The sequence below is a fragment of the Agromyces sp. MMS24-JH15 genome (assembly GCF_043518605.1).
In the GTDB taxonomy this organism is placed as follows: domain Bacteria; phylum Actinomycetota; class Actinomycetes; order Actinomycetales; family Microbacteriaceae; genus Agromyces.
Genome location: NZ_CP171358.1, coordinates 2982393 through 3004896, shown reverse-complemented (window position 1 = coordinate 3004896; position 22504 = coordinate 2982393). Strand labels below are relative to the sequence as shown.

General features: G+C 72.2%; 17 protein-coding genes and 1 pseudogene. 9 read left to right on the top strand and 9 right to left on the bottom strand.

Features of this window, described 5'->3' with window-relative positions:
- Positions 1 to 63: 63 nt before the first annotated feature.
- Positions 64 to 498, top strand: a complete 435-nt coding sequence (locus ACDF64_RS13715; RefSeq protein ID WP_394551920.1) for an RDD family protein — start codon at positions 64 to 66, stop codon at positions 496 to 498.
- A gap of 81 nt (positions 499 to 579) precedes the next feature.
- On the opposite strand, the gene ACDF64_RS13710 is transcribed toward ACDF64_RS13715, so the two are convergent.
- The 3 genes from ACDF64_RS13710 to lipB all read right to left on the bottom strand — a co-directional run bounded on the left by ACDF64_RS13710 (position 580) and on the right by lipB (position 2988).
- Positions 580 to 1293 carry a DUF4191 domain-containing protein gene (locus ACDF64_RS13710; protein WP_394551919.1) on the bottom strand — a complete coding sequence of 238 codons (714 nt, stop codon included), beginning with the start codon at positions 1291 to 1293 and terminating at the stop codon, positions 580 to 582.
- Positions 1294 to 1366: 73 nt separating this feature from the next.
- Positions 1367 to 2356: a lipoyl synthase gene (lipA, locus tag ACDF64_RS13705; RefSeq protein WP_394551918.1), complete on the bottom strand. Its 990-nt coding sequence runs from the start codon at positions 2354 to 2356 to the stop codon at positions 1367 to 1369.
- Entirely contained in the window at positions 2353 to 2988 is a 636-nt protein-coding gene (gene lipB, locus ACDF64_RS13700) for a lipoyl(octanoyl) transferase LipB (RefSeq protein ID WP_394551917.1), read from the bottom strand. The genes lipA and lipB overlap by 4 nt, the downstream gene beginning before the upstream one ends.
- A gap of 107 nt (positions 2989 to 3095) precedes the next feature.
- Between lipB and ACDF64_RS13695 the strand changes: the two genes are divergently transcribed.
- Positions 3096 to 4850 carry a hypothetical protein gene (locus ACDF64_RS13695; RefSeq protein ID WP_394551916.1) on the top strand — a complete coding sequence of 585 codons (1755 nt, stop codon included), beginning with the start codon at positions 3096 to 3098 and terminating at the stop codon, positions 4848 to 4850.
- On the opposite strand, the gene sucB is transcribed toward ACDF64_RS13695, so the two are convergent.
- The 3 genes from sucB to ACDF64_RS13680 all read right to left on the bottom strand — a co-directional run bounded on the left by sucB (position 4847) and on the right by ACDF64_RS13680 (position 9374).
- Positions 4847 to 6379 carry a 2-oxoglutarate dehydrogenase, E2 component, dihydrolipoamide succinyltransferase gene (sucB, locus tag ACDF64_RS13690; protein WP_394551915.1) on the bottom strand — a complete coding sequence of 511 codons (1533 nt, stop codon included), beginning with the start codon at positions 6377 to 6379 and terminating at the stop codon, positions 4847 to 4849. The genes ACDF64_RS13695 and sucB overlap by 4 nt on opposite strands.
- A gap of 60 nt (positions 6380 to 6439) precedes the next feature.
- Positions 6440 to 7813: a dihydrolipoyl dehydrogenase gene (lpdA, locus tag ACDF64_RS13685; RefSeq protein WP_394551914.1), complete on the bottom strand. Its 1374-nt coding sequence runs from the start codon at positions 7811 to 7813 to the stop codon at positions 6440 to 6442.
- Between the two features lie 94 nt (positions 7814 to 7907).
- Positions 7908 to 9374, bottom strand: a complete 1467-nt coding sequence (locus ACDF64_RS13680) for a leucyl aminopeptidase (RefSeq protein WP_394551913.1) — start codon at positions 9372 to 9374, stop codon at positions 7908 to 7910.
- An 86-nt stretch (positions 9375 to 9460) separates the two neighbouring features.
- On the opposite strand from ACDF64_RS13680, the gene ACDF64_RS13675 reads away from it, so the two are divergent.
- From ACDF64_RS13675 to ACDF64_RS13660, 4 genes and pseudogenes are all read left to right on the top strand, one after another.
- Positions 9461 to 10387, top strand: coding sequence for a proteasome assembly chaperone family protein (locus ACDF64_RS13675; protein WP_394551912.1), 927 nt, complete (start codon positions 9461 to 9463; stop codon positions 10385 to 10387).
- A 263-nt stretch (positions 10388 to 10650) separates the two neighbouring features.
- Positions 10651 to 11952 (top strand): annotated as a pseudogene (locus ACDF64_RS13670) (RNA polymerase sigma factor); the annotation flags it as partial.
- Between the two features lie 7 nt (positions 11953 to 11959).
- Positions 11960 to 13213 (top strand): Mur ligase family protein, encoded by a 1254-nt coding sequence (locus ACDF64_RS13665; RefSeq protein WP_394551911.1) that lies wholly within the window; start codon positions 11960 to 11962, stop codon positions 13211 to 13213.
- Positions 13210 to 13953 carry a type 1 glutamine amidotransferase gene (locus ACDF64_RS13660; protein WP_394551910.1) on the top strand — a complete coding sequence of 248 codons (744 nt, stop codon included), beginning with the start codon at positions 13210 to 13212 and terminating at the stop codon, positions 13951 to 13953. Before ACDF64_RS13665 ends, ACDF64_RS13660 begins: the two co-directional genes overlap by 4 nt.
- A gap of 142 nt (positions 13954 to 14095) precedes the next feature.
- On the opposite strand, the gene ACDF64_RS13655 is transcribed toward ACDF64_RS13660, so the two are convergent.
- Positions 14096 to 14326, bottom strand: coding sequence for a hypothetical protein (locus ACDF64_RS13655; protein ID WP_394551909.1), 231 nt, complete (start codon positions 14324 to 14326; stop codon positions 14096 to 14098).
- A 145-nt stretch (positions 14327 to 14471) separates the two neighbouring features.
- Between ACDF64_RS13655 and ACDF64_RS13650 the strand changes: the two genes are divergently transcribed.
- A complete protein-coding gene (locus ACDF64_RS13650; protein ID WP_394551908.1) occupies positions 14472 to 16547 on the top strand; it encodes a type IIA DNA topoisomerase subunit B in 2076 nt (691 codons plus the stop codon).
- A 116-nt stretch (positions 16548 to 16663) separates the two neighbouring features.
- Here ACDF64_RS13650 and ACDF64_RS13645 read toward each other — a convergent pair whose 3' ends face one another.
- Positions 16664 to 19135 carry a DNA topoisomerase (ATP-hydrolyzing) subunit A gene (locus ACDF64_RS13645; protein WP_394551907.1) on the bottom strand — a complete coding sequence of 824 codons (2472 nt, stop codon included), beginning with the start codon at positions 19133 to 19135 and terminating at the stop codon, positions 16664 to 16666.
- Between the two features lie 74 nt (positions 19136 to 19209).
- On the opposite strand from ACDF64_RS13645, the gene ACDF64_RS13640 reads away from it, so the two are divergent.
- A complete protein-coding gene (locus ACDF64_RS13640; RefSeq protein ID WP_394551906.1) occupies positions 19210 to 20355 on the top strand; it encodes an alkaline phosphatase family protein in 1146 nt (381 codons plus the stop codon).
- A gap of 52 nt (positions 20356 to 20407) precedes the next feature.
- Here the strand turns inward: ACDF64_RS13640 and ACDF64_RS13635 are convergent, their stop codons facing one another.
- Complete coding sequence (locus tag ACDF64_RS13635; RefSeq protein WP_394551905.1) at positions 20408 to 20989, bottom strand: DUF3043 domain-containing protein; 582 nt, start codon at positions 20987 to 20989, stop codon at positions 20408 to 20410.
- A gap of 38 nt (positions 20990 to 21027) precedes the next feature.
- Between ACDF64_RS13635 and ACDF64_RS13630 the strand changes: the two genes are divergently transcribed.
- Positions 21028 to 22482 (top strand): dipeptidase, encoded by a 1455-nt coding sequence (locus ACDF64_RS13630; protein ID WP_394551904.1) that lies wholly within the window; start codon positions 21028 to 21030, stop codon positions 22480 to 22482.
- Positions 22483 to 22504 lie beyond the last annotated feature (22 nt).

Here is a 22504-nt window from a genome sequence, read left to right as displayed (position 1 = left end):
TGTTTCGGCCGTGTTACACCCGGAGGAGATCAGCCTCCGGATGCCGACGCCTAGACTCGAAGGATGCCAGAAACCGAACCCACCACCTTCGGCGATCTCGAACCCAGCCGGTGGCCGGGGGAGCGGCTCGGGCTCCCCGCCGAGGGCGCCCGCTCCGTCGGCCGCGTCGGACGTCGTCTCGCGGCGATCCTGGTGGACTGGCTCCTCGCGAACCTGATCGCCCTCTTCTTCGGCGCGTACGCCTCGACCCCGCAGTCGATCGCGACGCTCGTCGTCTTCGCGATCATGCAGGTGCTCCTCATCCCGACGATCGGCGGGAGCATCGGCCACCGCCTGCTCGGGATGCAGGTCGTCCCGATCGCCGGCGGCTGGGTCGGGGCGTGGCGCCCCGCGGTCCGGACGATCCTCCTCGTCCTCGTCATCCCCGCGCTGGTCTGGGACTCCGACCAGCGCGGATTCCACGACAAGGTCGCCGGCACCGTCCTCATCCGCCGCTGAGCGCAGCGGGCGGAAGCGAGAAGCGAAGGGGCGGGACATCCATCGGATGTCCCGCCCCTTCGACGTTCGCCGGCCGCGAGGTCAGCGCATGCGACCGCGCTGCGAGCGGACCTTCATCGGGTCGATGCCCTTCGGGATCGGCAGGGCCGTCTGCAGCGACCCGAGTCGGTTCGAGACCGCGAGCACCTCGGGCTTGGTCAGCGCCTTCGGGGTCTTCCTGAGCGCCGCGGCCAAGCGGTGGAGGGGAACCTCGCCGTCGCCGTGACCCACGGTGATCAGGGTGACCGGCACGTTCGGGAGGATGCGCGAGACCTTGCGCTTCTCGTCCTCGAGCATCTTGCCGGTGCGCGAGGACGGACCCTCGCCGACCAGCACGACGCCGCCGCGACCGACCGCGCGGTAGACCGCGTCCTGCGTCTTGCCGTTCACGGCGACCGGCATCTCGGTGCCGATCCAGCCACGCCGGAGGCCGCTGCGGAGCACCGCGCCGACCGCACCCGGCTGCCCGTCGATCTGCGAGTAGGCGGCGCGCTCGGCACGACGGCCGAGGATCACCATCGCGAGCAGGATGCCGCCGAGCACGCCGGCGATGATCCACAGCGCCATCGTGAAGCCGTTGCCCTCGGTCGTGAACAACGCCAGGAGCAGGCCCGCGACGACCGGCACGAGGAATCCGAGCAGCATCAGCCACTGCGCGTTCGAGTCGTAGCGGCGGGTCATCTGGAAGACCTGCCACATCTGCTTGAGCCGGCCGGGCTCCTTGGGGGAGGACGCGGAGTCCTTCTTGCGTGCCATGAGGTCTAGGATACCGGCGCGACGGCCCGCTTCCGACCGCGATCCCGCACGGACCGGCACGCGCTCGGACGGGTCATCCGACCGCCTGTGCGAAGCCGAGCGCGGCGTCGGCCAGGTGCTCGAGCTCGGGCGGGATCGCGCGTCCCTTCGCTCGCATCGACTGCGCCCAGAGGCGCCCGGCGCGATACGACGAGCGGACCAGCGGGCCCGAGAGGACGCCGAGGAACCCGACCTCCTCCGCCTCGGCCTTGAGCTCGACGAACTCCTCCGGGCGCACCCAGCGCGCGACCGGGAGATGGCGCGGGCTCGGGCGCAGGTACTGGGTGATCGTGAGAATGTCGGTGCCGGCGTCGTGCAGGTCGCGGATCGCCTGCGACACCTCGTGGCGCTCCTCGCCCATGCCGAGGATGAGGTTCGACTTCGTGATGAGCCCGGCCTCCCGGCCGGCCGTGAGCACGCCGAGCGAGCGCTCGTATCGGAACGCGGGCCGGATCCGCTTGAAGATCCGCGGCACGGTCTCGACGTTGTGCGCGAACACCTCCGGCTGCGCCGAGAACACCTCGGCGAGGTGCGCCGGGTTCCCCGAGAAGTCGGGCACGAGGATCTCGACACCGGTGCCGGGCGACTGCCGGTGGATCTCCCGGATGGTCTCGGCGTAGAGCCACGCGCCCTCGTCGGGCAGGTCGTCGCGCGCGACGCCGGTCACGGTCGAGTAGCGCAGGCGCATCCGCAGGACGGACTCCGCGACCCGGCGCGGCTCGTCGGTGTCGTAGTCGGCAGGCCGGCCCGTGTCGATCTGGCAGAAGTCGCACCGGCGCGTGCACTGCGAGCCGCCGATGAGGAAGGTCGCCTCGCGGTCCTCCCAGCACTCGTAGATGTTCGGGCAGCCGGCCTCCTGGCAGACCGTGTGGAGGTCCTCCGACTTCACGAGCGACTGGAGGTCCCGGTACTCGGGGCCCATCTTCGCGCGCGTCTTGATCCACTCGGGCTTCCGCTCGATCGGCACCTGCGCGTTGCGGACCTCGAGCCGGAGCATCCGCCGGTCGTCGGGGGCCGCGCTCATGCGACGACGCCCGAGAACGCGGCGTCCAGGTGCCGCTGGACGGCTGGGGCCAGATCGGCCGGGGTGACGGTCCGGCCGAGCACGAGCGAAACGGTGGTGACGCCCGCATCGCGGATGCCGCACGCGATGATCCGGCCGTAGGGTTCGAGCGAGTTCGAGCAGTTCACGGCGAACCCGTGCATCGTCACGCCGCCCTCGACGCGGATGCCGATGGCCGCGACCTTCGCGGGGATCCGCTCGCCGACCCAGACGCCGGAACGGCCCTCGACCCGGCGTCCCTCGACGCCGAACTCGGCGAGGGCGTCGATCAGCACGCCCTCGAGTCGGCGGACGTACCCGACGACGTCGATCGGTTCCGGGAGGCGCACGATCGGGTAGCCGACCAGTTGCCCAGGTCCGTGCCAGGTGATCTTGCCGCCCCGATCGACGTCGATGACCGGGGTGCCGTCGGTCGGGCGTTCGTCGGGTGCGGTCCGCTTGCCGGCGGTGTAGACGGAGTCGTGCTCCAGGAGGATGACGGTGTCCGGGCGCTGCCCGGTGACCACCGCCTGATGGACGGCGCGCTGGAGGGAGAGGCCCTCGAGATACGGCACGGAGTTGGCGCTTAGCCCCGTGTCGACGTAGTCGAGCATGAGGCGAGTCTACGAGTTCTCCTCCCCAGTTCCGCCCATGCGACGACCGGCAACGACGCACCGGGCCCGGCCGCGGGAACCGCACGGCTGCGGAACCATCGTGGATCATGCCCCGTCTCCCGCGTCGTTCCCGCCCGCAGGACCCGACCGTCGGCCCGGTTCCGTCGACGTGGGACGCGGGCGTCGCCGATGCGACGCGCATCGCCGGGTATCGGCCCGTGCGTCTCGTCGGGCGCGGCGCCGGGGTCGACACCTATCTCGCCGCCGCGAGCGCTGTCGAGGGTCCGGAGGACTCGGCGCACCTCGTGATGCTCCGGATCCACGACGCCGATGCGGATCTCGCCGCCCTCGGCGCCGAGATCGAGGCGATGACCGTCGGGCTCTCGGCGCTCCCGGAACTGCTGGATGTCGCGATGCTCGACGACGGCAGGATCTGCCTCGTGGTGGAGCGGCTCGCCGGGCCGAGCCTCGCGCGGATCGTGGTGTCACGGCCGCTCGCGCCGGGCGAGGCGGTGACCACGCTCGCGCCGATCGCGGTCGCGGTCGGCGAGCTCGCTCGGGCCGGGTTCGCCCACCTCGGGCTCGACGCCGGCGACGTCGTGTTCGACGCGACCGGCCGTCCGCGGCTCGACGGGACTCGCGGACTCGTGCGCCTCGGGGCGACCCGGGCCGGAACACCGGACGTCGACGTGCTGCGCGCCGCGCACGGCGCCTTCGGCCGCCTGGTCGACGCCGTCGCGGAGGCGACCGAGCCGCCGGCGCGATTCGACGTCGTCCGGGAGGCGATCCGAACGCGGCTCGATGCGAGGCCGTTCCAGTCCGACACGACGGAGTACGAGCGCCTCCTCTTCGAGGTTGCACGTCCCGAACCCGTGCGCGGCGCCTGGGACGACCGGCGCCAGGTGCCCTCGCGCATCGCGCCGCGTACCCCGGACGGACTTCCGTCGGGATACCGGTCGGGCGGTGTGCAGGGGAGTCCCGACGACCGAGCGTCCGCCCGGGTCCTCGACACGTCGCCCGTGACGGCCGCGGCCTCGGGCGCTCGCACGACGGCGCGCGAGGCTCGGGGAGTCGACCTGCCCGGTGCATCCGTCGAGGCGCGCTCGCTCGGCACCAGACGCGCGAGCGGGCACCCCGGCGGCCTGCTTGGCGCGCTCCTCGGAACTCCGGCCGTCGATCGCATCGATGCGGACGAGAGGTCCGCGGGGGATGCCGCTCGCTCGTCGTTCCCGCTCAGCGGGGTGATCGAGCGGGTGCGTGCCGCGATGCGGCGGCGACGGTCCGTGCTGCTGGTCGGCGGCCTCAGCGGCGGAGCCGCGCTGGTGCTGCTGCTCACGCTCGTCACCCCCGCGCCCGCGCCGGGCGCGACGAGCGTCGCCGATGCCGCGCGGGGGCCATCGTCGGCATCGCAACCGGCATCGCAACCGGCGGGCGACGCGCCGGATCCGTCGGCCGTGCCATCGGCGGGCGGACCGCAGGGCGGTGCCGAGGATGCCCCGAGCGCCGCGGGCGACGGCGTGCGGGAGGACGCGCCAGCACCTGAACCGGACGCCGGCGTCACTGCGGCCGACCTGCTCGAGCGGCGTGCGGACTGCATCGCGCGGTTGGATCTCGAGTGCCTCGACACCGTCGACCAGGCCGGATCGGCGATCGCCGAGGCGGACCGTCGGTCGGTGCTGGAGGGCCGCGACGGACGCGCCGTCGCGGGGCATCCGTTCGACCTCGCCGCCGTGGTCCCGCAGACCGCGATGGGTGACGCGGTCCTGGTGGCCGTGCCGTACCTCGAGGCCGAACGCGAACCGGCCTCGGTCCTCATGATGAGGACCGAGGCCGGTTGGCGGTTGCGGGAGCTCTTCGACTAGATGCCGAGATCGGCCGCGAAGTCGCCTTCCTCGAGGCGCGCCTTGACGGCGGTGAGGAAGCGGGCGGCGTCCGCGCCGTCGACGATCCGGTGGTCGTACGAGAGCGCCAGGTAGACCATCGAGCGGATCGCGATCGCGTCCGAGCCGTCCTCCGAGAGGACGACGGGGCGCTTCACGACCACGCCGGTGCCGAGGATCGCGGACTGCGGGAGGAACACGACCGGCGTGTCGAACAGCGCACCGCGCGAGCCCGTGTTCGTCAGCGTGAACGTGCCGCCGGACAGCTCGTCGGGCTTCAGCTGGTTGTTCCGCGTGCGCTCGGCGAGATCGGCGATCTGCCCTGCGAGCCCGGCGAGGTCCAGCTCGCCCGCGTCGCGGACGACCGGGGTGAGCAGGCCGCGCTCGGTGTCGACCGCGATGCTGATGTTCTCGGTCGCGGGGTAGACGATCGAGTCGCTGTCGACGGTCGAGTTGATGATCGGGTACGCACGGAGCGCCTCGGCGGCCGCGAGGGCGAAGAACGGCAGGAAGCTGAGCTTCGTGCCGGTCTTCTCGAGGAACTCGCCCTTCACGCGGTCGCGCAGGCGGGCGACGCGCGTGACGTCGACCTCGACCACGGAGGTGAGCTGCGCGGTCGACTGCATCGACACGACGGCCCGCTCGGCGACGACCTTGCGCAGGCGCGTCATCGGCTGGGTGGTGCCGCGCAGCGGCGAGGTCTCGAGCGCGACGCGGGCCGGAGCGGCCGCCGGGGTGGTGGTGCCGGCGCTCAGGACGTCCTGCTTGCGGATGCGGCCGCCGACGCCGGTGCCGGTGACGGTGGCGAGGTCGACACCCTGCTCGTTCGCGAGCTTGCGGACGATCGGCGTCACGTAGCCGGCGCCGCCGGCGTGTGCGCCGGTCGCGGCGGGCTCGGCGGCCGGGGCGGGAGCGGCCTGCGGGGCGGGAGCCGGAGCAGCGGGAGCCGCCTGCGGGGCGGGAGCCGGGGCTGCGGGAGCCGCCTGCGGGGCGGGAGCTGCCGGAGCGGCCTGCGGGGCGGGTGCCGGAGCGGGCGCCGCTTCGGGGGCGGGCGCTGCCGCCGGCGGAGCAGGTGCGTACTCGGGAGCCGGAGCCGGGGCAGCCGCGGGTGCGGCAGCCGGGGCGACGTACTCGGGCGCGGGCGCCGCTGCCGGAGCGGCCTCGGGCGCCGGGGCAGCCTCGGGCGCGGGTGCCGCCTCGGGTGCCGGGGCAGCCTCGGGCGCGGGTGCCGCCTCGGGTGCCGGAGCAGCCTCCGCGGGCGCGGCGGCGGCCGAGCCGTCGCCGATGGTGACGAGGGCGGTGCCGACCTCGACGGTCTCGTCCTCCTGGACGAGGATGGCTTCGATCACGCCCGCGACCGGCGAGGGGATCTCGGTGTCGACCTTGTCGGTCGAGACCTCGAGCAGGGGCTCGTCCACCTCGACGCGGTCGCCGACATTCTTCAGCCAGCGGGTGACCGTGCCCTCAGTGACACTCTCACCGAGTGCCGGGAGGCTGACGGATTGGCTCATTTCGCTTGACTCCTTCGCAGCGTCTACGCGCTCTAGCTTATTGGTCGGTGGGTCGCGCGCTCAGAGCGCGTGCAGCGGCTTCGCCGCCAGCTTCAGGAATGCCTCGCCGAGCGCCTCGTTCTGCGTCGGGTGGGCGTGGATGAAGGGAGCGACATCCTCGGGGTACGCCTCCCAGTTCACCGCGAGCTGCGCTTCGCCGATGAGCTCGCCGACGCGCGCGCCGATCATGTGGACGCCGACGACGGGGCCGTCGTTGACGCGGACGACCTTGATGGATCCGCTCGTCTCGAGGATGTGGCTCTTGCCGTTGCCGGCGAGGTTGTACTCGTACGAGGACACCTGGTCGGCGCCGAACTTCTCGGCCGCCTTCGCCTCGGTGTAGCCGACCGAGGCGACCTCGGGCTCGCAGTAGGTGACCTTGGGGATGTTCACGTCCTCGACCAGGATCGGGTCGAGTCCGGCGATCTCCTCCGCGACGAAGATGCCCTGCTGGAAGCCGCGGTGCGCGAGCTGGAGCCCGGGCACGATGTCGCCGACCGCGTAGAGGCCGGGGACGCCGGTGCGCAGGCGCTCGTCGGTGATGACGAAGCCGCGGTCGACCGTGACGCCCTGCTCTTCGAAGCCGAGGCCCTGCGTGGCCGGGCCGCGGCCGACGGCGACGAGCAGGAGTTCGGCCTCGACCGTCTCGCCGTTCTCCAGCGTGACGACGACGCCGTCGGCGTGCTGGGTGACGCTCTGGAAGCGGATGCCGAGCTTGTAGTCGATGCCGCGCTTGCGGAACGCCCGCTCGAGCTGCTTGGAGATCGACTCCTCCTCGTTCGGAACGAGGTGGGGGAGTGCCTCGATGATGGTGACGTCCGCGCCGAACGACTTCCAGACGCTCGCGAACTCGACGCCGATGACGCCGCCGCCGAGCACGGCGACCTTGTTCGGGACGAAGTCGAGTTCGAGCGCCTGCTCGCTCGTGATCACGCGCCCGCCGATCTCGAGGCCGGGGAGCGACCGCGAGTAGGAACCGGTGGCGAGCACGACGTTGGCGCCCGTGTAGGTGTCGGCGCCGACCTGGACGGTGCGCTGGCCGACCAGACGGCCCTCGCCCTCGACGACGGTGATGCCGCGCGCCTTGATGAGCCCCTGCAGGCCCTTCCACTTGCTCGTGATGATGCTGTCGCGGTACGCCGAGACCTGGTCGATGTCGACGCCCTCGAACGTGGCGCGGATCCCGAAGCGGGCCGATTCGCGGGTGCTGTCGGCGACCTCGGCGGCGTGGAGCAGCGCCTTCGTCGGGATGCAGCCGCGGTGCAGACAGGTGCCGCCGAGCTTGCCCTTCTCGATCAGGGCGACGGAGGAGCCGAGCTCCGCCGCGCGCAAGGCCGCCGCGTATCCGCCGCTGCCACCGCCGAGGACGACGAGATCGAAGTGCTGCTCGGACAAACCGGTATCTCCCTTGTGAGGCGTGCAGTGAATGGCTGGACCCGGTCGGGTTGGCCGGGAGCGAGCATGGGCGCGAAACGCCGGTGCGAGTTTACTACCGTTCCGCAAGCCGTTCGGCCAGGCGCACGAGCGTGCGGACCGCGGCGCCGGTGGGGCCGGTCGCGGTGTATCCCCATCCGGCGCCTGTGTTGTCGGCCGGCCCCGCGATGTCCAGGTGCGCCCACGGGATCCGCTCGTCGGAGCCGTCGCGCGTACCGACGAACTCCTGCAGGAACACGCCGGCGACGAGCATCCCCGGGATGACCGTGCCGAGCTTCGCGTTCGCGAGGTCGGCGACCTCCGACTTCAGGAGCGCGCGCAGGTACGCGGGCAGCGGCATGGGCCAGACCGATTCGTCGACCTCGCCCGCGGCCGAGCGGACGGCGTCGACGAGCGCGTCGTCGCCCATGAGCCCGGCGGTCCGGGTCCCGAGGGCGACGGTCTGCGCGCCCGTGAGGGTCGCGACGTCGACGATCGCGTCCGGCTGTTCGCGGCTCGCCGCGACGAGCGCGTCGGCCATGACGAGGCGCCCCTCCGCGTCGGTGTTGAGCACCTCGACCGTGGTGCCGCCGTGCATCCGGAGCACGTCGTTCGGCCTGAGCGCCGTCCCCGACGGCATGTTCTCGGCGAGGCACAGCCAGCCGGTCACGGCGATCGGCACGTCGAGCTGGGCGAGCGCGACCATCGCCGCGAGCACCGCGGCCGCTCCCGACATGTCGGCTTTCATTCCGACCATCGACCCGCCCGGCTTCAGCGAGAGCCCGCCGGAGTCGAACGTGATCCCCTTGCCGATCAGCGCGAGGCGGAACCGGGCTCCCTCGGGCGACGACTCGAGGCGGACCAGGCGAGGCGGGCGGACCGATCCCTGCCCGACGCCGAGGATGCCGCCGAAGCCGCCGTCCCGGAGTTCGGGCTCGGCCAGGACGCGGGCCGAGATGCCGACCTCGGCGGCCGCATCGGCCGCGAGCGCGGCGAACACGTCGGGGGAGAGGTCCGCGGGCGACGCGTTGACGAGGTCCTTCGTCCGCGCGACGGCCTCGACCACCGAGCGGATGCGCCGGAGGCCGATCTCCTCCTCGCTCAGCTCGGTCGCGAGCGAGATCGCCCGCGCGGCCCTGGCCGGCTTCGAACGGTATTCGTTGTATCGGTACGCGCCGAGGCCGGCGCCCTCGAGCACGGCGGCCGCGACCTCGGCGTCGTCGACCGGGATCGCGATACGGACGTGCTCGGCGTCCGCGAGCTGTCGCAGTGCGGAGCCGGCCGCGAGACGCAGTCCGGGCGCGTCGGTCGCGCCGCCCGTGCCGGCGACCGCCACGAGACGGACGCCGTCGCGCCCCGGCAGGCGGATGAGCTCGTCGGACGAGCCCTTCGCGCCGAGCGCGACGAGCGCCTCGGCGACCCAGTCCCAGCCCTCGCCCGCGAGCAGGCGCGGTCCGTCCGCCCCCGGGGCGGACGCGAGGAGGACGACGTCGTCGCCGGCGGCGTCGAGGGGTGCGAGCGAGAGGTGCGGCACGGCGGGCATCCTCCGATGGTAGGTGTTCGCTCTCGGCATCCGCCCGGGTCGGGGCATCCGGGGGCCGACCGTCGCAGGCTCACTACGCTGGAGGCATGCGAGACGCCCGGAACCTGTACGAGCTGAACCCGGATGCGTCCGTGCCGCGCGGGCTGCCGCTGGTCGCCGGGCTCACCGGGTTCGCCGACGCGGGGGCTGCAGTCGCGCAGACGACCGAATACCTCCGCGAGAACCTCGCGACCACCGTCGTCGCGACCTTCGACGCGGACGAGCTGCTCGACTACCGGGCCAGGCGGCCGATCATCCTGTTCGACGGCGACCACCTGACGGCGTACCGCCCGCCGCGCCTCTCGCTCGACCTCGTCCGCGACGAGGTCGGCCAGGAGTTCCTCCTGCTGACCGGGTACGAGCCGGACTTCCGGTGGGAGGCCTTCGCGACCGCGGTGCTCGGGCTCATCGAGGACCTCGGCGTCGCCTCGACCACGTGGCTCAACTCGATCCCCATGCCGGTGCCGCACACCCGCCCGATCGGGTTCACGGTGAGCGGCAACCGCTCGGAGCTCACCGAGGCGATGTCGATCTGGCGGCCGACCACGCAGGTGCCCTCGAACGCGCTGCACCTCGTGGAGTACCGACTGCAGGAACGCGGGCATCCGACCGCGGGCTTCGTGCTCCTGGTGCCGCACTACCTCGCGGATTCGGAGTACCCGGCCGCGGCGATCGCGGCCCTGGACGCGGTGAACGCCGCGACGGGGCTCATCCTCCCGACGGATGCGCTGCGCGAGCAGGGGCGCGAGTTCCTCGCCCGCATCAGCGACCAGGTCGAGGAGAATCCCGAGCTCGCCAAGCTGGTCGGCACGCTCGAGGAGCGGCACGACTCCTACATGGAGGGCACGTCGCTCCGATCGCCCCTCACCGACGAGGACGGCGAGGTGCCGTCGGCGGATGAGATCGCGGCCGAGCTCGAGAAGTTCCTCGCGCACCGTCGATCGCGCGAGGATGACGGGCCCCTCCCGGGCTGATCCACCGCTCCGGGGAATGCCGGAGGGCTCGGATTCGTTGAATTTCCCGGAGCGAATGGGCTTCTGGGGCGGATCGGAGGGGGCGCTCCGGTATAATTGAAGGCGGACCCGTTCTCGTCCGTCCGGTGCGACACCGTTCGCACCACCGCGGAGGACTTGACATGGGTCCTCATAGTGTCCGAACACAGCGTCCGTGACATGGAACAACGAGCACGCCGAGCGCCGCGCGAGCGCGAGCCCGCAGCGACGGTGAGGAGAGGTGCAGGAGTATGGCGACGAAGGCCACCACGACCGCGAAGGTCGAGCCGGAGGCGGCAGAGGCGACCGCGAAGGCGACCACGCCCGCGGCGAAGCGCGCGACCGCGTCGAAGACCCCGCGGGCCAAGACCGCCCGCGCGACCAAGGCCCCCGCCAAGGGCAAGGGGGGCGAGTTCGAGGGCGAGGTCGATGAGGACGCCGAGCTCGAGCCGGCCGACCTGGAGACCGCCGCCGCGGTCGCCGAGGAGCCCGAGTCGACCGACGACGCCGCCGAGGGCGACGACGAGGAGGCGCACGCGCCGATCGTCGACCCGCACCCGACGGGTGCGCTGGTGCTGCGCGCGGTGGACGACGAGGACGAGGTCCCGGTCTACTCGGCCCAGATCACGGGTGCGACCGCCGACCCGGTCAAGGACTACCTGAAGCAGATCGGCAAGGTCGCGCTGCTCAACGCGGCCGAAGAGGTCGAGCTGGCGATGCGGATCGAGGCGGGCCTGTTCGCCGAGGAGAAGCTCTCCAAGATGACCGAGCAGGAGAAGCGCAGCCAGTACGGCCGCGAGCTCCAGTGGGTCGCCCGCGACGGCCAGCGTGCGAAGAGCCACCTGCTCGGCGCGAACCTGCGCCTCGTGGTCTCGCTCGCCAAGCGCTACACGGGCCGCGGCATGCAGTTCCTGGACTTGATCCAGGAGGGCAACCTGGGTCTGATCCGTGCGGTCGAGAAGTTCGACTACACCAAGGGCTTCAAGTTCTCGACCTACGCGACGTGGTGGATCCGCCAGGCGATCACGCGCGCGATGGCCGACCAGGCCCGCACCATCCGCATCCCGGTGCACATGGTCGAGGTCATCAACAAGCTCGCCCGCGTGCAGCGCCAGATGCTGCAGGACCTGGGCCGCGAGCCCACGCCCGAGGAGCTCTCGCGCGAGCTCGACATGACCCCCGAGAAGGTCATCGAGGTCCAGAAGTACGGTCGCGAGCCCATCTCGCTGCACACCCCCCTCGGCGAGGACGGCGACAGCGAGTTCGGCGACCTCATCGAGGACACGGAGGCGGTCGTCCCGGCCGACGCGGTCGGCTTCACGATGCTGCAGAAGCAGCTCGAATCGCTGCTCGACTCGCTGAGCGAGCGCGAGGCGGGCGTGATCCGGATGCGGTTCGGCCTCGGCGACGGCATGCCGAAGACGCTCGACCAGATCGGCGACACGTTCGGCGTGACGCGTGAGCGCATCCGCCAGATCGAGTCGAAGACGATGGCGAAGCTGCGCCACCCGTCCCGCTCGCAGTCGCTGCGCGACTACCTCGAGTAGGCCGCGGGTGCGCTATGCGCCGGCGGTCGCCGCCGGTCGTCTGGTGCGGGTCGCCGCTCGGCTGCGCAAGCCGGGCGGCGGCTCCGCCGTTCCCGGCCTCGTCGTGAACCGGGTCGCCCCCGGATACCTCGGACGGACGCTCGGCGGATTCCCCGAAGGGCTCGTCGTCGTCTCGGGTTCGAGCGGCAAGTCGACCACGACGAAGATGCTCGTCGCGATCCTCCGCGCACACGGCCGGTCGGTGTTCACCAATCCGTCGACCGCGAACATCAGCCAGGGCCTCACGTCGGCCCTGTTGGAGCAGGCGGACTGGCGCGGCCGGGTGCCGGGCGATCTCGCCGTGCTCGAGATGGACGAGGGCCACGGTGCTCGGGTCCTGGTCGGCATCGACGCCCGCATCGTGGCGCTCACGAACGTCGCGGTCGACCAGATCGACCGCTTCTTCGACTCCGACCTCGTCGTCGGATACCTCGCACGTATCGCCGCGCGCGCGACCGAGGCCGTCGTCGTGAACGCCGACGACGCGCACCTCGAGGAGATCGCGGCCGGCCTGGACGGCGTCCGCATCGACCGCTACGGCGTCTCGGCGGACGTGCTCGCCACGGCACCGCGCGGCCTCGGCTACGCGCGCACGGCCACGGAGCGATTGGATGCCTCGGACGGCGTCGTCGTGACCGCGGTCGACGGCCGCTCCGCGGTCCTCGACGACCGCGGCCGGCGCAGCGAGGTCGGGCTCCCGGCACGGGGCATCCACTACGCGGTGGATGCCGCGACCGCCTGGGCGACGGCGCGCTCCGTCCTCGGGGACGACTTCGACGCGGGTCTGGCCGCGACCGCGCTCGGCGACCTCCCGCCCGTGTTCGCGCGCGGCGAGCGCGCCGTCGTGCGGGGCCAGGAGGTCGAGTTCGTGCTCGTCCAGAATCCGGCGAGCTACCAGCTCAACGTGGACGGCATCGAGGCCGGCACCGAGCAGATCCTCTTCGCGATGGGCTCGGACGTACGAGACCCGAGCTACTTCTGGCCGGTGGATGCCTCGAGCCTCGGCCGCGTCGCCATCGTGTCGGGCTCGAAGAGCCATGAGGCCGCGCTGATGCTCGCCTACGACGGCGTCGAGGTCGATCGCGTCGAGCCCGACCTCGCGCGCGCGCTCGACGACTTCCTCGCGCTGCCCGCCCCGGCCGTGGGCGTGAAGACGATCGTCTTCACGGCCGACTCGATGCGGCGCACCCGCGCGCACCTGGGACTGACGGGAACCGCATGACGCTCACGTTCATCTCCGTGCTCCCGTCCCTGCTGAACACGAACGGCGACGCCGAGAACGCGGTCGTGCTCGCTCGGCGGGCGCGGTGGGCCGGGCTCGACGCTTCCGTCGTCGCGGTCGAGGAACTGTCGGACCTCCCGGAGCGGGTCGATGCCGTGATCGTCGGGTCGGGGAGCGATTCGACCCTCTCGATCGCCCGCACCGCACTCCTGCCGTTCCACGATCACTTCCGGCGGTGGGGCACCGAGGGCGTGCCGATCCTCGCGGTCGGGACGGGCTGGGAACTGCTGAGCTGGGGGATCGAACTCGCCTCCGGCGGCGCAATCGAGGGGCTCGGGATCCTGCCCGGGCGGGCGGTCCCTGGCGCGGGGGAGCGGCGGATCGGCGACCTCGTCGTCCGTTCGCCCCGGTTCGGTCGGCTCGTGGGCTTCGAGAACCACGCCCGCGACTACGTCCAGGCCGAGGCGTCGCCGCTCGGGCGCGTGCAGGCCGGCATCGGCAACGGCCGCGGTTCGAGCCAGGAGGGCGTCGTCATGGGTTCCGTGTTCGGGACGCACCTGCACGGCCCGGTGCTCGCGAAGAACCCGGCGTTCGCCGACGCCGTCCTGGCCGAGGCCGCGCAGCGTGCCGGACTCGCCTACGCGCCGGGTGCCGCCGCACTCACCATCGACGCCCACGCCGCGGCGGCCCGTGAGGCGCAGCTTCGTGCGGCGGGCCTCGCACCGGACGCCGGGCCCTGAATCACGCGGTCGACGCGCGCCCGGTGCCGGGCGGCGACGTGACCCGCACGACGCGACTCGATGATCCGGGTACGATGAACGCCCCGCCGATGGCGGGGCGTTCGTGTTCCGTCGATCGGCCCGGACCTGCCGGGCGGACCGGTCAGTCGCGCGTGTCGACGAGCAGCCGCGAGCTCTCGTCGTGCCAGCTGTGGGCGACCTCGGCGAGCTTCTCCTGGTGCTTGCGACCGTGGTGGGCGCAGAACAGGAGCTCGCCGTTGGCGATCACCACGCGGATGTAGGCCTGGGCGCCGCAGGCGTCGCAGCGGTCGAGCGCAGTGAGCTCGTAGGTGGCCTCGACCTCGACGGCACCGTTCTCAGCGTGCTGGGTCATGGTTCCTCCTCCATCGCTCCGCGAACCGTTCGTGACCTCAATGAAAGCACGACCCGGCGACGGGAGGCCCTCGGTTGCGTGGCATTTCGCTGAGCGCGTAGCGGCGGACCTCGAAGGTCGGCGGGCCTGACTAGGCTTGGCGGACGTGAGCTCCGACTACTCCGCACGCCACCTCTCCGTCCTCGAAGGACTCGAGGCGGTTCGCAAGCGCCCCGGCATGTACATCGGCTCGACGGACTCGCGCGGGCTCATGCACTGCCTCTGGGAGATCATCGACAACTCCGTCGACGAGGCGCTCGGCGGGTTCGGCGACGAGATCGAGATCGTGCTGCACCGGGACGGCAGCGTCGAGGTCGTCGACCACGCCCGCGGCATCCCGGTGGACATCGAGCCGAAGACCGGCCTGTCCGGCGTCGAGGTCGTGTTCACGAAGCTCCACGCGGGCGGCAAGTTCGGTAGCGGCTCGTACGCCGCCTCGGGTGGTCTGCACGGCGTCGGGGCATCCGTCGTCAACGCGCTCTCGGAGCGCCTCGACGTCGAGGTCGACCGGGGCGGCAAGACCTGGGCGATGTCGTTCCATCGCGGCGAGCCGGGCCGATTCAGCGATGCGGGCGAGCCCAGCCCGGCGTCGACGTTCTCGCCGTTCGAGGTGTCGAGCGAGCTGCGCGCGGTCGGCCGGGTCGCCAAGGGCGTGACCGGCACGCGCGTGCGGTACTGGGCGGACTCGCAGATCTTCACGCGGGGCGCGTCCTTCCAGCTCGAGGAACTGCTCGCCCGCGCCCGCCAGACCGCGTTCCTCGTGCCCGGGCTCGGGCTGACCGTGATCGACGCGCGCGGCGAGGAATCCGAGACGCACCGCTTCAAGTTCGACGGCGGCATCTCCGAGTTCGTCGAACACCTGGCCGCCGACGGCCCCGTGACCGAGATCTGGCGGCTCGAGGGCGACGGCCGGTTCACCGAGACCGTGCCGGTGCTCAACGACCGCGGCGCCATGGTGCCGACCGAGGTCGAGCGCACCTGCCACGTCGACATCGCACTCCGCTGGGGAACCGGGTACGACACGGTCTTCCGCAGCTTCGTGAACATCATCGCGACGCCGAAGGGCGGAACGCACCAGGCCGGGTTCGAACAGGGGCTTCTGCGCTTCCTGCGTGCCCAGGTCGAGCAGAACGCGCGTCGACTCAAGGTCGGCAACGACAAGCTCGAGAAGGACGACGTGCTCGCGGGCCTCACCGCGGTCCTGACCGTCCGCCTCGCCGAACCGCAGTTCGAGGGCCAGACCAAGGAGGTCCTCGGCACGCCCGCCGTGCGTTCGATCGTGCAGGCCGTCGTCACCAAGGCACTCGGCGAGCGATTCGCATCGACGAAGCGCGACGACAAGGCGCAGACCTCGCTCGTGCTCGACAAGGTGGTCGCCGAGATGAAGGCGCGCGTCTCCGCGCGCGCCCACAAGGAGACCCAGCGCCGCAAGAACGCGCTCGAGAGCTCGTCGCTGCCGGCGAAGCTCGCCGACTGCCGGTCGACGGATGTCGCGCACAGCGAGTTGTTCATCGTCGAGGGCGATTCCGCGCTCGGCACCGCCAAGCTGGCGCGCGACAGCGAGCACCAGGCGCTCCTGCCGATCCGGGGCAAGATCCTCAACGTGCAGAAGGCGTCCATCGCCGACATGCTCGGCAACGCGGAGTGCGCCGCGATCATCCAGACCATCGGCGCGGGCTCGGGCCGGAGCTTCGACCTGTCGACCGCGCGATACGGCAAGGTCATCATCATGAGCGACGCCGACGTGGACGGCGCGCACATCCGCACGCTCCTGCTGACGCTGTTCTTCCGCTACATGCGGCCCATGATCGAGGAGGGCCGCGTCTTCGCGGCCGTGCCGCCGCTGCACCGCATCGTGGTGCAGAACCCGGGATCGAAGCCGAACGAGACGATCTACACGTACTCCGAGCAGGAGTTCGCCGCCGTCACGGCCGACCTGCGTCGGCGGGGGCGCAAGTTCGGCGACCCGCAGCGGTACAAGGGCCTCGGCGAGATGGACGCGGACCAGCTCGCCGTCACGACGATGGATCCGAGCCACCGGACCCTTCGACGGGTGAACGTCGCCGACGCCGAGCAGGCCGGCCGCGTGTTCGAGCTGCTCATGGGCAACGACGTCGCCCCGCGCAAGGAGTTCATCGTCGACAGCGCCAAGGGCCTGAGCCGGGACCGCATCGACGCCTGACCCCGACGGTCGGGCGTGCGGCCGGTCGGCCGACGGCCGATTGCCGTCGGGCGCGCCGCGCGTGCGGCCGCTCGGCCGACGGGGCCCATCGGGCGGGCGCCCCGGCAGCCGGCCGGTCAGCCGATGCGGCGACCGACGAACGCGACGGGCGCTTCGATCGGCTGCCCGGAGGCGTCCCGCTTCGCGCCCGACGGCGGGAGCTGGCGTGCGGTGCCGTCGGTGCCGAGCGCGTGCGCCGGGCCGGGGCCGACCCAGGCGACGGAGAGCGCATCCTGGCCCTTCAGGAACCGCTGGGCTCGCACGCCGCCGGTCGCGCGGCCCTTGGCCGGGAACTCCGAGAACGCGGACACCTTCGCCGAGCCGGGGTCGGCACCGAGGAGCGTGTCGGTCGTCGCGGCGACCGTCACCACGATCGCGTCGTTCAGGTCCGCGGGGGAGAGGGCGGTGTACGAGATCACGCGCGCGCCGTCGACGAGCTTGATCCCTGCCATGCCACCGGCGGCACAGCCCTGGGGCCGAACCGTCGACGCGGGGAAATGCAGCAGCTGGGCGTCGGTCGCGACGAACACGAGCTCGTCGTCGTCGCCGCCCTGCGCCGCCCCGACGACCTCGTCGCCGGGCTTCAACGCGATCACCTCGAAGTCGGGACGGTTGGGGTATGCGCCCGGTGCGACGCGCTTGACGACACCCTGCGCCGTGCCGACGCTGATCGGCTGGTCCGACGAGAGGTCGACGAGCGCGAGCACGCGCTCGGACCGATCGGCGAGGCCGAGGTACTCGGCGATGCGCACGCCGGCGGCGAGCTGCACCGAGTTCGACGGCAGCCCCGGCAGGTCGAGCGGGGAGAACCGGATGACCCGGCCGCGGTTCGTGAGCGCGCCGATCTCGGTACGGCTCGTGGTGTCGAGCGTGGAGAGGATGGCGTCGTGCTTCGCGCGGCGCGTCGGGGCCGCGATGCCGAAGCCCTCCGCGCCGTCGGCCCGGTCGACGCGGGCGATGCGGCCGGTCACGCTCAGGAACACCCGGCAGGGGACGTCCGCGTGCTCGAGCGAGACCGCGGCCGCGGCCTTCCGCGCGGCGGCGGGCGGCAGCGTTCGCGCCTCGGTGAGCAGCGTGCGACGCGGCGTGCCGAACTGCTCGGCGACCGCCTCGAGCTCGTCGGAGACGACCTCGCGGATGCGCTGCGGGCTGCCGAGCAGGCTCTCGAGCTCTGCGATCTCGGCGAGGAGCGCGTCGCGCTCGGTCTCGAGCTCGATCCGCGAGAAGCGTGTGAGGCGGCGCAGGCGCAGCTCGAGGATGTACTCGGCCTGGATCCGGCTCAGGTCGAAGACGTCGACGAGGCGCCCGCGGGCCTGCTCGGCGTCGTCGCTCGCGCGGATGACCTGGATCACCTCGTCGATGTCGAGGATCGCCACGAGGAGGCCCTCCACGAGGTGGAGGCGTTCGCGGCGACGCTCGAGGCGGAAGGTCGAACGACGCGTGACGACGCGGATGCGGTGGTCGATGTAGACCGACAGCAGCTCGCGCAGGCCGAGCGTCTGCGGCTGCCCGTCGACGAGCGCCACGTTGTTGATCGAGAAGCCGTCCTCCAGCGGCGTGAGCCGGTAGAGCTGCTCGAGGACCGCCTGCGGGTTGAACCCGGTCTTGATGCCGATGACGAGCCGGAGCCCGCGTTTGCGGTCGGTGAGGTCGGTGACGTCGGCGACGCCCGTGATCTTCTTGGCGTTCACCCCGTCCTTGATCTTCTCGATCACCTTCTCGGGGCCGACGAGGTACGGGAGCTCGGTGACGACGAGGCCGGACTTGCGGGCCGTGAGCTGCTCGATGCTGACCTTCGCGCGCGTCTTGAACGACCCGCGCCCCGTCGCGTACGCGTCCCGGACGCCGGCGAGCCCGACGATCGTTCCACCGGAGGGGAAGTCGGGACCTGGCACGAACGCCATGAGCTCCTCGAGCGTCGCCTCGGGGTGGTCGATGAGGTGGCGCGCGGCCTGGACGACCTCGACGAGGTTGTGCGGCGCCATGTTGGTCGCCATGCCGACCGCGATGCCGCTCGCGCCGTTCACGAGCAGGTTCGGGAAGGCGGACGGCAGCACCTCGGGCTGGGTCAGCTGGTTGTCGTAGTTCGGGACGAAGTCCACGACGTCCTCGTCGAGGTCCTCGGTCATCGCCATGGCCGGCGTCGCGAGCCGCGCCTCGGTGTACCGGGCCGCGGCCGGGCCGTCGTCGAGCGATCCGAAGTTGCCGTGGCCGTCGACGAGCGGCACGCGCAGCGTGAACGGCTGGGCGAGGCGCACGAGCGCGTCGTAGATCGCGGAGTCGCCGTGCGGGTGCAGCTTGCCCATGACCTCGCCGACCACGCGGGCCGACTTCACGTGCCCGCGATCGGGCCGCAGGCCCATGTCGCTCATCATGTAGAGGATGCGCCGCTGCACGGGCTTCAGCCCGTCGCGCGCGTCCGGCAGGGCCCGTGAGTAGATCACGGAGTACGCGTACTCGAGGAACGAGCCCTGCATCTCGGTCGAGACGTCGACGTCCTCGATGCGGTCGGCGATCGGAGTGGCAGGGTCGTCGGTGGCTCGGGTCATCCGTCTTTCTCGCGCTCGGCACGGCGCGCCGTGCGGGGGGAACGGTCGCGCATCGCCTGTGCGAGACTGGCGCGATGCCTGCCATGCTACCGGTGCCCGCCGACAGCGCTTCGCGGCTGGCCGTGGTCCTGCCGAGCGCGATCGCGAGCCTGGAGGGCCGCGAGAACCCGCTCGGACTCCCGAAGGCGACCTCGGCGATCGTGCTGCTCGTCGACGGGCTCGGCGCGGCGAACCTGAACGCCCGGGCCGGCCACGCCCGTCACCTGGCCGCACGGATGACCCGTCGCGACGTGCTGCGGACGACCTTCCCGAGCACGACCGCCGCGGCGCTCGCGAGCTTCGCGACCGGGCGCGATCCCGGCGTGCACGGGGTCGTCGCGTACACCGCGCTCGAACCCGGCGGGGACCGGATCGTCAACCAGCTGAACGGCTGGGACGCCGGCATGCTGCCCGACGGGTGGCAGCGGGCGACGACGTGCTTCGAGGACGCCGGGGCGCGTGGCATCCGATCGGTCGCCGTCGGCGCCGCGCGGTACGCCGACTCCGGCTTCACGCGCGCCGTGCTCCGCGGCGCCGACTACCGGGTCGGCCGGACCATCGCCGACCGGTTCGACGCGGCCGGCGCGCTCCTGGCCGACGGCGTGCCGACGCTCGCGTACGTGTACGTCCCCGAACTCGACCAGGCCGCCCACTCGCACGGCTGGGAATCCGATCGTTGGCTCGCCGCGCTCGAGACGCTCGACGCCGAGGTCGGTCGCTTCGAGCGACGGATGCCCCGTGGCGTGGGACTGCTCGCGACGGCCGACCATGGCGTCATCGACGTGCCCGCGCGCCGGCACGTGTTCCTCGACGATCGGCCCGACCTGCTCGCGGGTCTCCGCCACGTCGGCGGCGAACCGCGATGCGTCTCGCTCTACCTCGAACCCGACCTCGGCGACGAGGCCCGCGCGCGACTGCTCGCGGGCTGGCGGGACGCCGAGGGGGAGCGCTCGTGGGTGCTCGGACGTGACGAGGCGATCGCGGCGGGCCTGTTCGGCGAGGTCGACGACGTCGTCCGTCCGCGGATCGGGGACATCCTGATCGCGGCGCGCGCGGGGATCGCCTACTACGACCGCCGGGTCGGGAACCGTCAGGCCGAGTCGATGATCGGCCAGCACGGTTCGCTCTCGGACGAGGAGACGCGGGTCCCGCTCATCCGATACGGCGCCTACGCGCGCTGAACCCCGGTCGCGCGCCGCACGCAGCGCTCCGACCCGGGTCCGGCTCCGCCGGTCAGAGGACCGGGTACTGGCGGCGCTTCACCTGCGGCTTCGGCAGCCGGAGGACGCGCATCTGGAGCGCACGCATCGCGGCGTACCAACGGACGCGCTCGGCGCGGTCGCCGTACTTCGCCTGAAGCCGCTTCGTGAGGACCTGCCCCATGATGACGACGTCGATCACGGCGACGGCGAAGAAGGTCCACAGCAGCAGGATCGAGATCGTCTGCACCTCGAGGCTCGGCACGAACGTGAGGATGATCACGAGGAACATCACCGGGATGAGCGCCTCGCCCACGCTGAAGCGGGCGTCGACGTAGTCGCGCACGAACTTCTTCTGCGGACCGCGGTCGCGGATGGGGAGGTACTTCTCCTCGCCGTTCGCCATGCCGATCCGAGCGCGCTCGCGCTGGTCGGCGAGCTTCGCCTTCGCCTGGCGCGACGCCTCCTTGCGGTCGTCCGGAACGAGCGGGCGCTTGCGTGCCGCCTCCTGCTGGGCGCGGCTCGGCGTGGGGGCGCCCTTGCCGGTCTTCGAAGTCTGGTTCTGCTCGAGCGACTCGTCGCTCGGCGTCGGGGTGCTGTGCTGCTTATCGGCCACGGGATTCCTCGAATCGGTTCGCTCTTAAGATTACCGGCATGACCGACGCTTCCACTCCCGAGATCGTGCTGCCGCCCGACGGGGCGCACCCGACCGCACCGGCCGCCTCCAGCCCGAACGCGGCCGCGCTGCGCGACGCCGTCGACGCCGGCTTCCCGAGCACCGTCGCCGATCTCGCGCGGCTCGTCCGCATCCCGTCCGTGTCGTGGCCCGCCTTCGATCCGGCCCACGTCGCCGAGAGCGCGGATGCGGTCGCCGGCCTCCTGCGCGGCATCGGGCTGTTCGAGACGGTCGAGGTGCATCGCGCGCCGGTCGAGGACGGCTCCGAACTCGGCCAGCCGGCGGTGCTCGCGCATCGCCCGGCCCGCCCGGGACATCCGACCGTCCTGCTCTACGCGCACCACGACGTCCAGCCGCCCGGCGCCGACGAGGACTGGGACACCCCGCCGTTCGAGCCCACACAGCGCGGCGACCGCCTGCACGGGCGCGGCGCGGCCGACGACAAGGCCGGCGTCATGGCGCACGTGGCCGCGCTGCGCGCCCTCGCCGAGGCCGTCCCCGAGCCGTCGATCGGCATCTCGGTGTTCATCGAGGGCGAGGAGGAGTGGGCCTCCCGCTCGTTCGTCAACTTCCTCGCCGAGCACCGGGACGTCCTCGAGGCCGACGCGATCATCGTCGCCGACTCGACCAACTGGGACGTGCGGACGCCCGCGCTCACCGTCGCCCTCCGCGGCGCGGTCGCCTTCAACCTCCGCATCGAGACCCTCGCGCACGCCTCGCACTCCGGCATGTTCGGCGGGGCCGTCCCGGACGCGATGCTCGCCGCGATCCGCCTGCTCGGGACGCTCTGGGACGACGACGGCGCGGTCGCGGTCGACGGCCTGTCGACCGCACCGCTCGACGTGCCGCCGTACGCCGAGGCGCAGCTGCGGAGCGAGGCGGGCCTGCTCGACGGCGTCGCCCCGATCGGTCGCGGCGAGATCCTCGCCCGGATCTGGGCGCAGCCGGCGATCACGATCACCGGCATCGACGCCCCGGATGTCGCGAACGCGTCGAACACCCTCCTGCCGGCGGTGCGGGTGCGCGTGAGCGCGCGCATCGCACCGGGACAGGATGCCTCGGACGCGTTCGAGGCGATCCGACGGCACCTCGAGGCGAACGCGTCGTTCGGGGCCCGGCTCGCCTTCGAGGACGTCGATCGCGGCCAGGCCTTCCTCGTCGACACGGACGGCCGAGCCGTCGCCGAGATGCGCGCCGCGCTGGCCGAGGCGTGGGCCGTCGAGCCGGTGGACATCGGGGTCGGCGGGTCGATCCCGTTCATCGCCGAGCTGGTCCGCGAGTTCCCGCGGGCGGAGATCCTGGTGACCGGCGTCGAGGATCCCGACTCGCGGGCCCACAGCCCGAACGAGTCGCTGCACCTCGGCGTCTTCAAGCGCGCGGTGCTCGCCGAGGCATCCTTCCTCGACCGGCTGGAGGGTCGCGCGGCGGACTGAGCCCGCGTCGCCCCGCGGCCGG

Bases quoted from the DNA above. Each gene is read 5' to 3' on its own strand.
- ACDF64_RS13715 (WP_394551920.1), top strand. From the start codon at position 64: ATGCCAGAAACCGAACCCACCACCTTCGGCGATCTCGAACCCAGCCGG.
- ACDF64_RS13710 (WP_394551919.1), bottom strand. From the start codon at position 1,293: ATGGCACGCAAGAAGGACTCCGCGTCCTCCCCCAAGGAGCCCGGCCGG.
- lipA (WP_394551918.1), bottom strand. From the start codon at position 2,356: ATGAGCGCGGCCCCCGACGACCGGCGGATGCTCCGGCTCGAGGTCCGC.
- lipB (WP_394551917.1), bottom strand. From the start codon at position 2,988: ATGCTCGACTACGTCGACACGGGGCTAAGCGCCAACTCCGTGCCGTAT.
- ACDF64_RS13695 (WP_394551916.1), top strand. From the start codon at position 3,096: ATGCCCCGTCTCCCGCGTCGTTCCCGCCCGCAGGACCCGACCGTCGGC.
- sucB (WP_394551915.1), bottom strand. From the start codon at position 6,379: ATGAGCCAATCCGTCAGCCTCCCGGCACTCGGTGAGAGTGTCACTGAG.
- ACDF64_RS13680 (WP_394551913.1), bottom strand. From the start codon at position 9,374: ATGCCCGCCGTGCCGCACCTCTCGCTCGCACCCCTCGACGCCGCCGGC.
- ACDF64_RS13675 (WP_394551912.1), top strand. From the start codon at position 9,461: ATGCGAGACGCCCGGAACCTGTACGAGCTGAACCCGGATGCGTCCGTG.
- ACDF64_RS13660 (WP_394551910.1), top strand. From the start codon at position 13,210: ATGACGCTCACGTTCATCTCCGTGCTCCCGTCCCTGCTGAACACGAAC.
- ACDF64_RS13655 (WP_394551909.1), bottom strand. From the start codon at position 14,326: ATGACCCAGCACGCTGAGAACGGTGCCGTCGAGGTCGAGGCCACCTAC.
- ACDF64_RS13645 (WP_394551907.1), bottom strand. From the start codon at position 19,135: ATGACCCGAGCCACCGACGACCCTGCCACTCCGATCGCCGACCGCATC.
- ACDF64_RS13640 (WP_394551906.1), top strand. From the start codon at position 19,210: ATGCCTGCCATGCTACCGGTGCCCGCCGACAGCGCTTCGCGGCTGGCC.
- ACDF64_RS13630 (WP_394551904.1), top strand. From the start codon at position 21,028: ATGACCGACGCTTCCACTCCCGAGATCGTGCTGCCGCCCGACGGGGCG.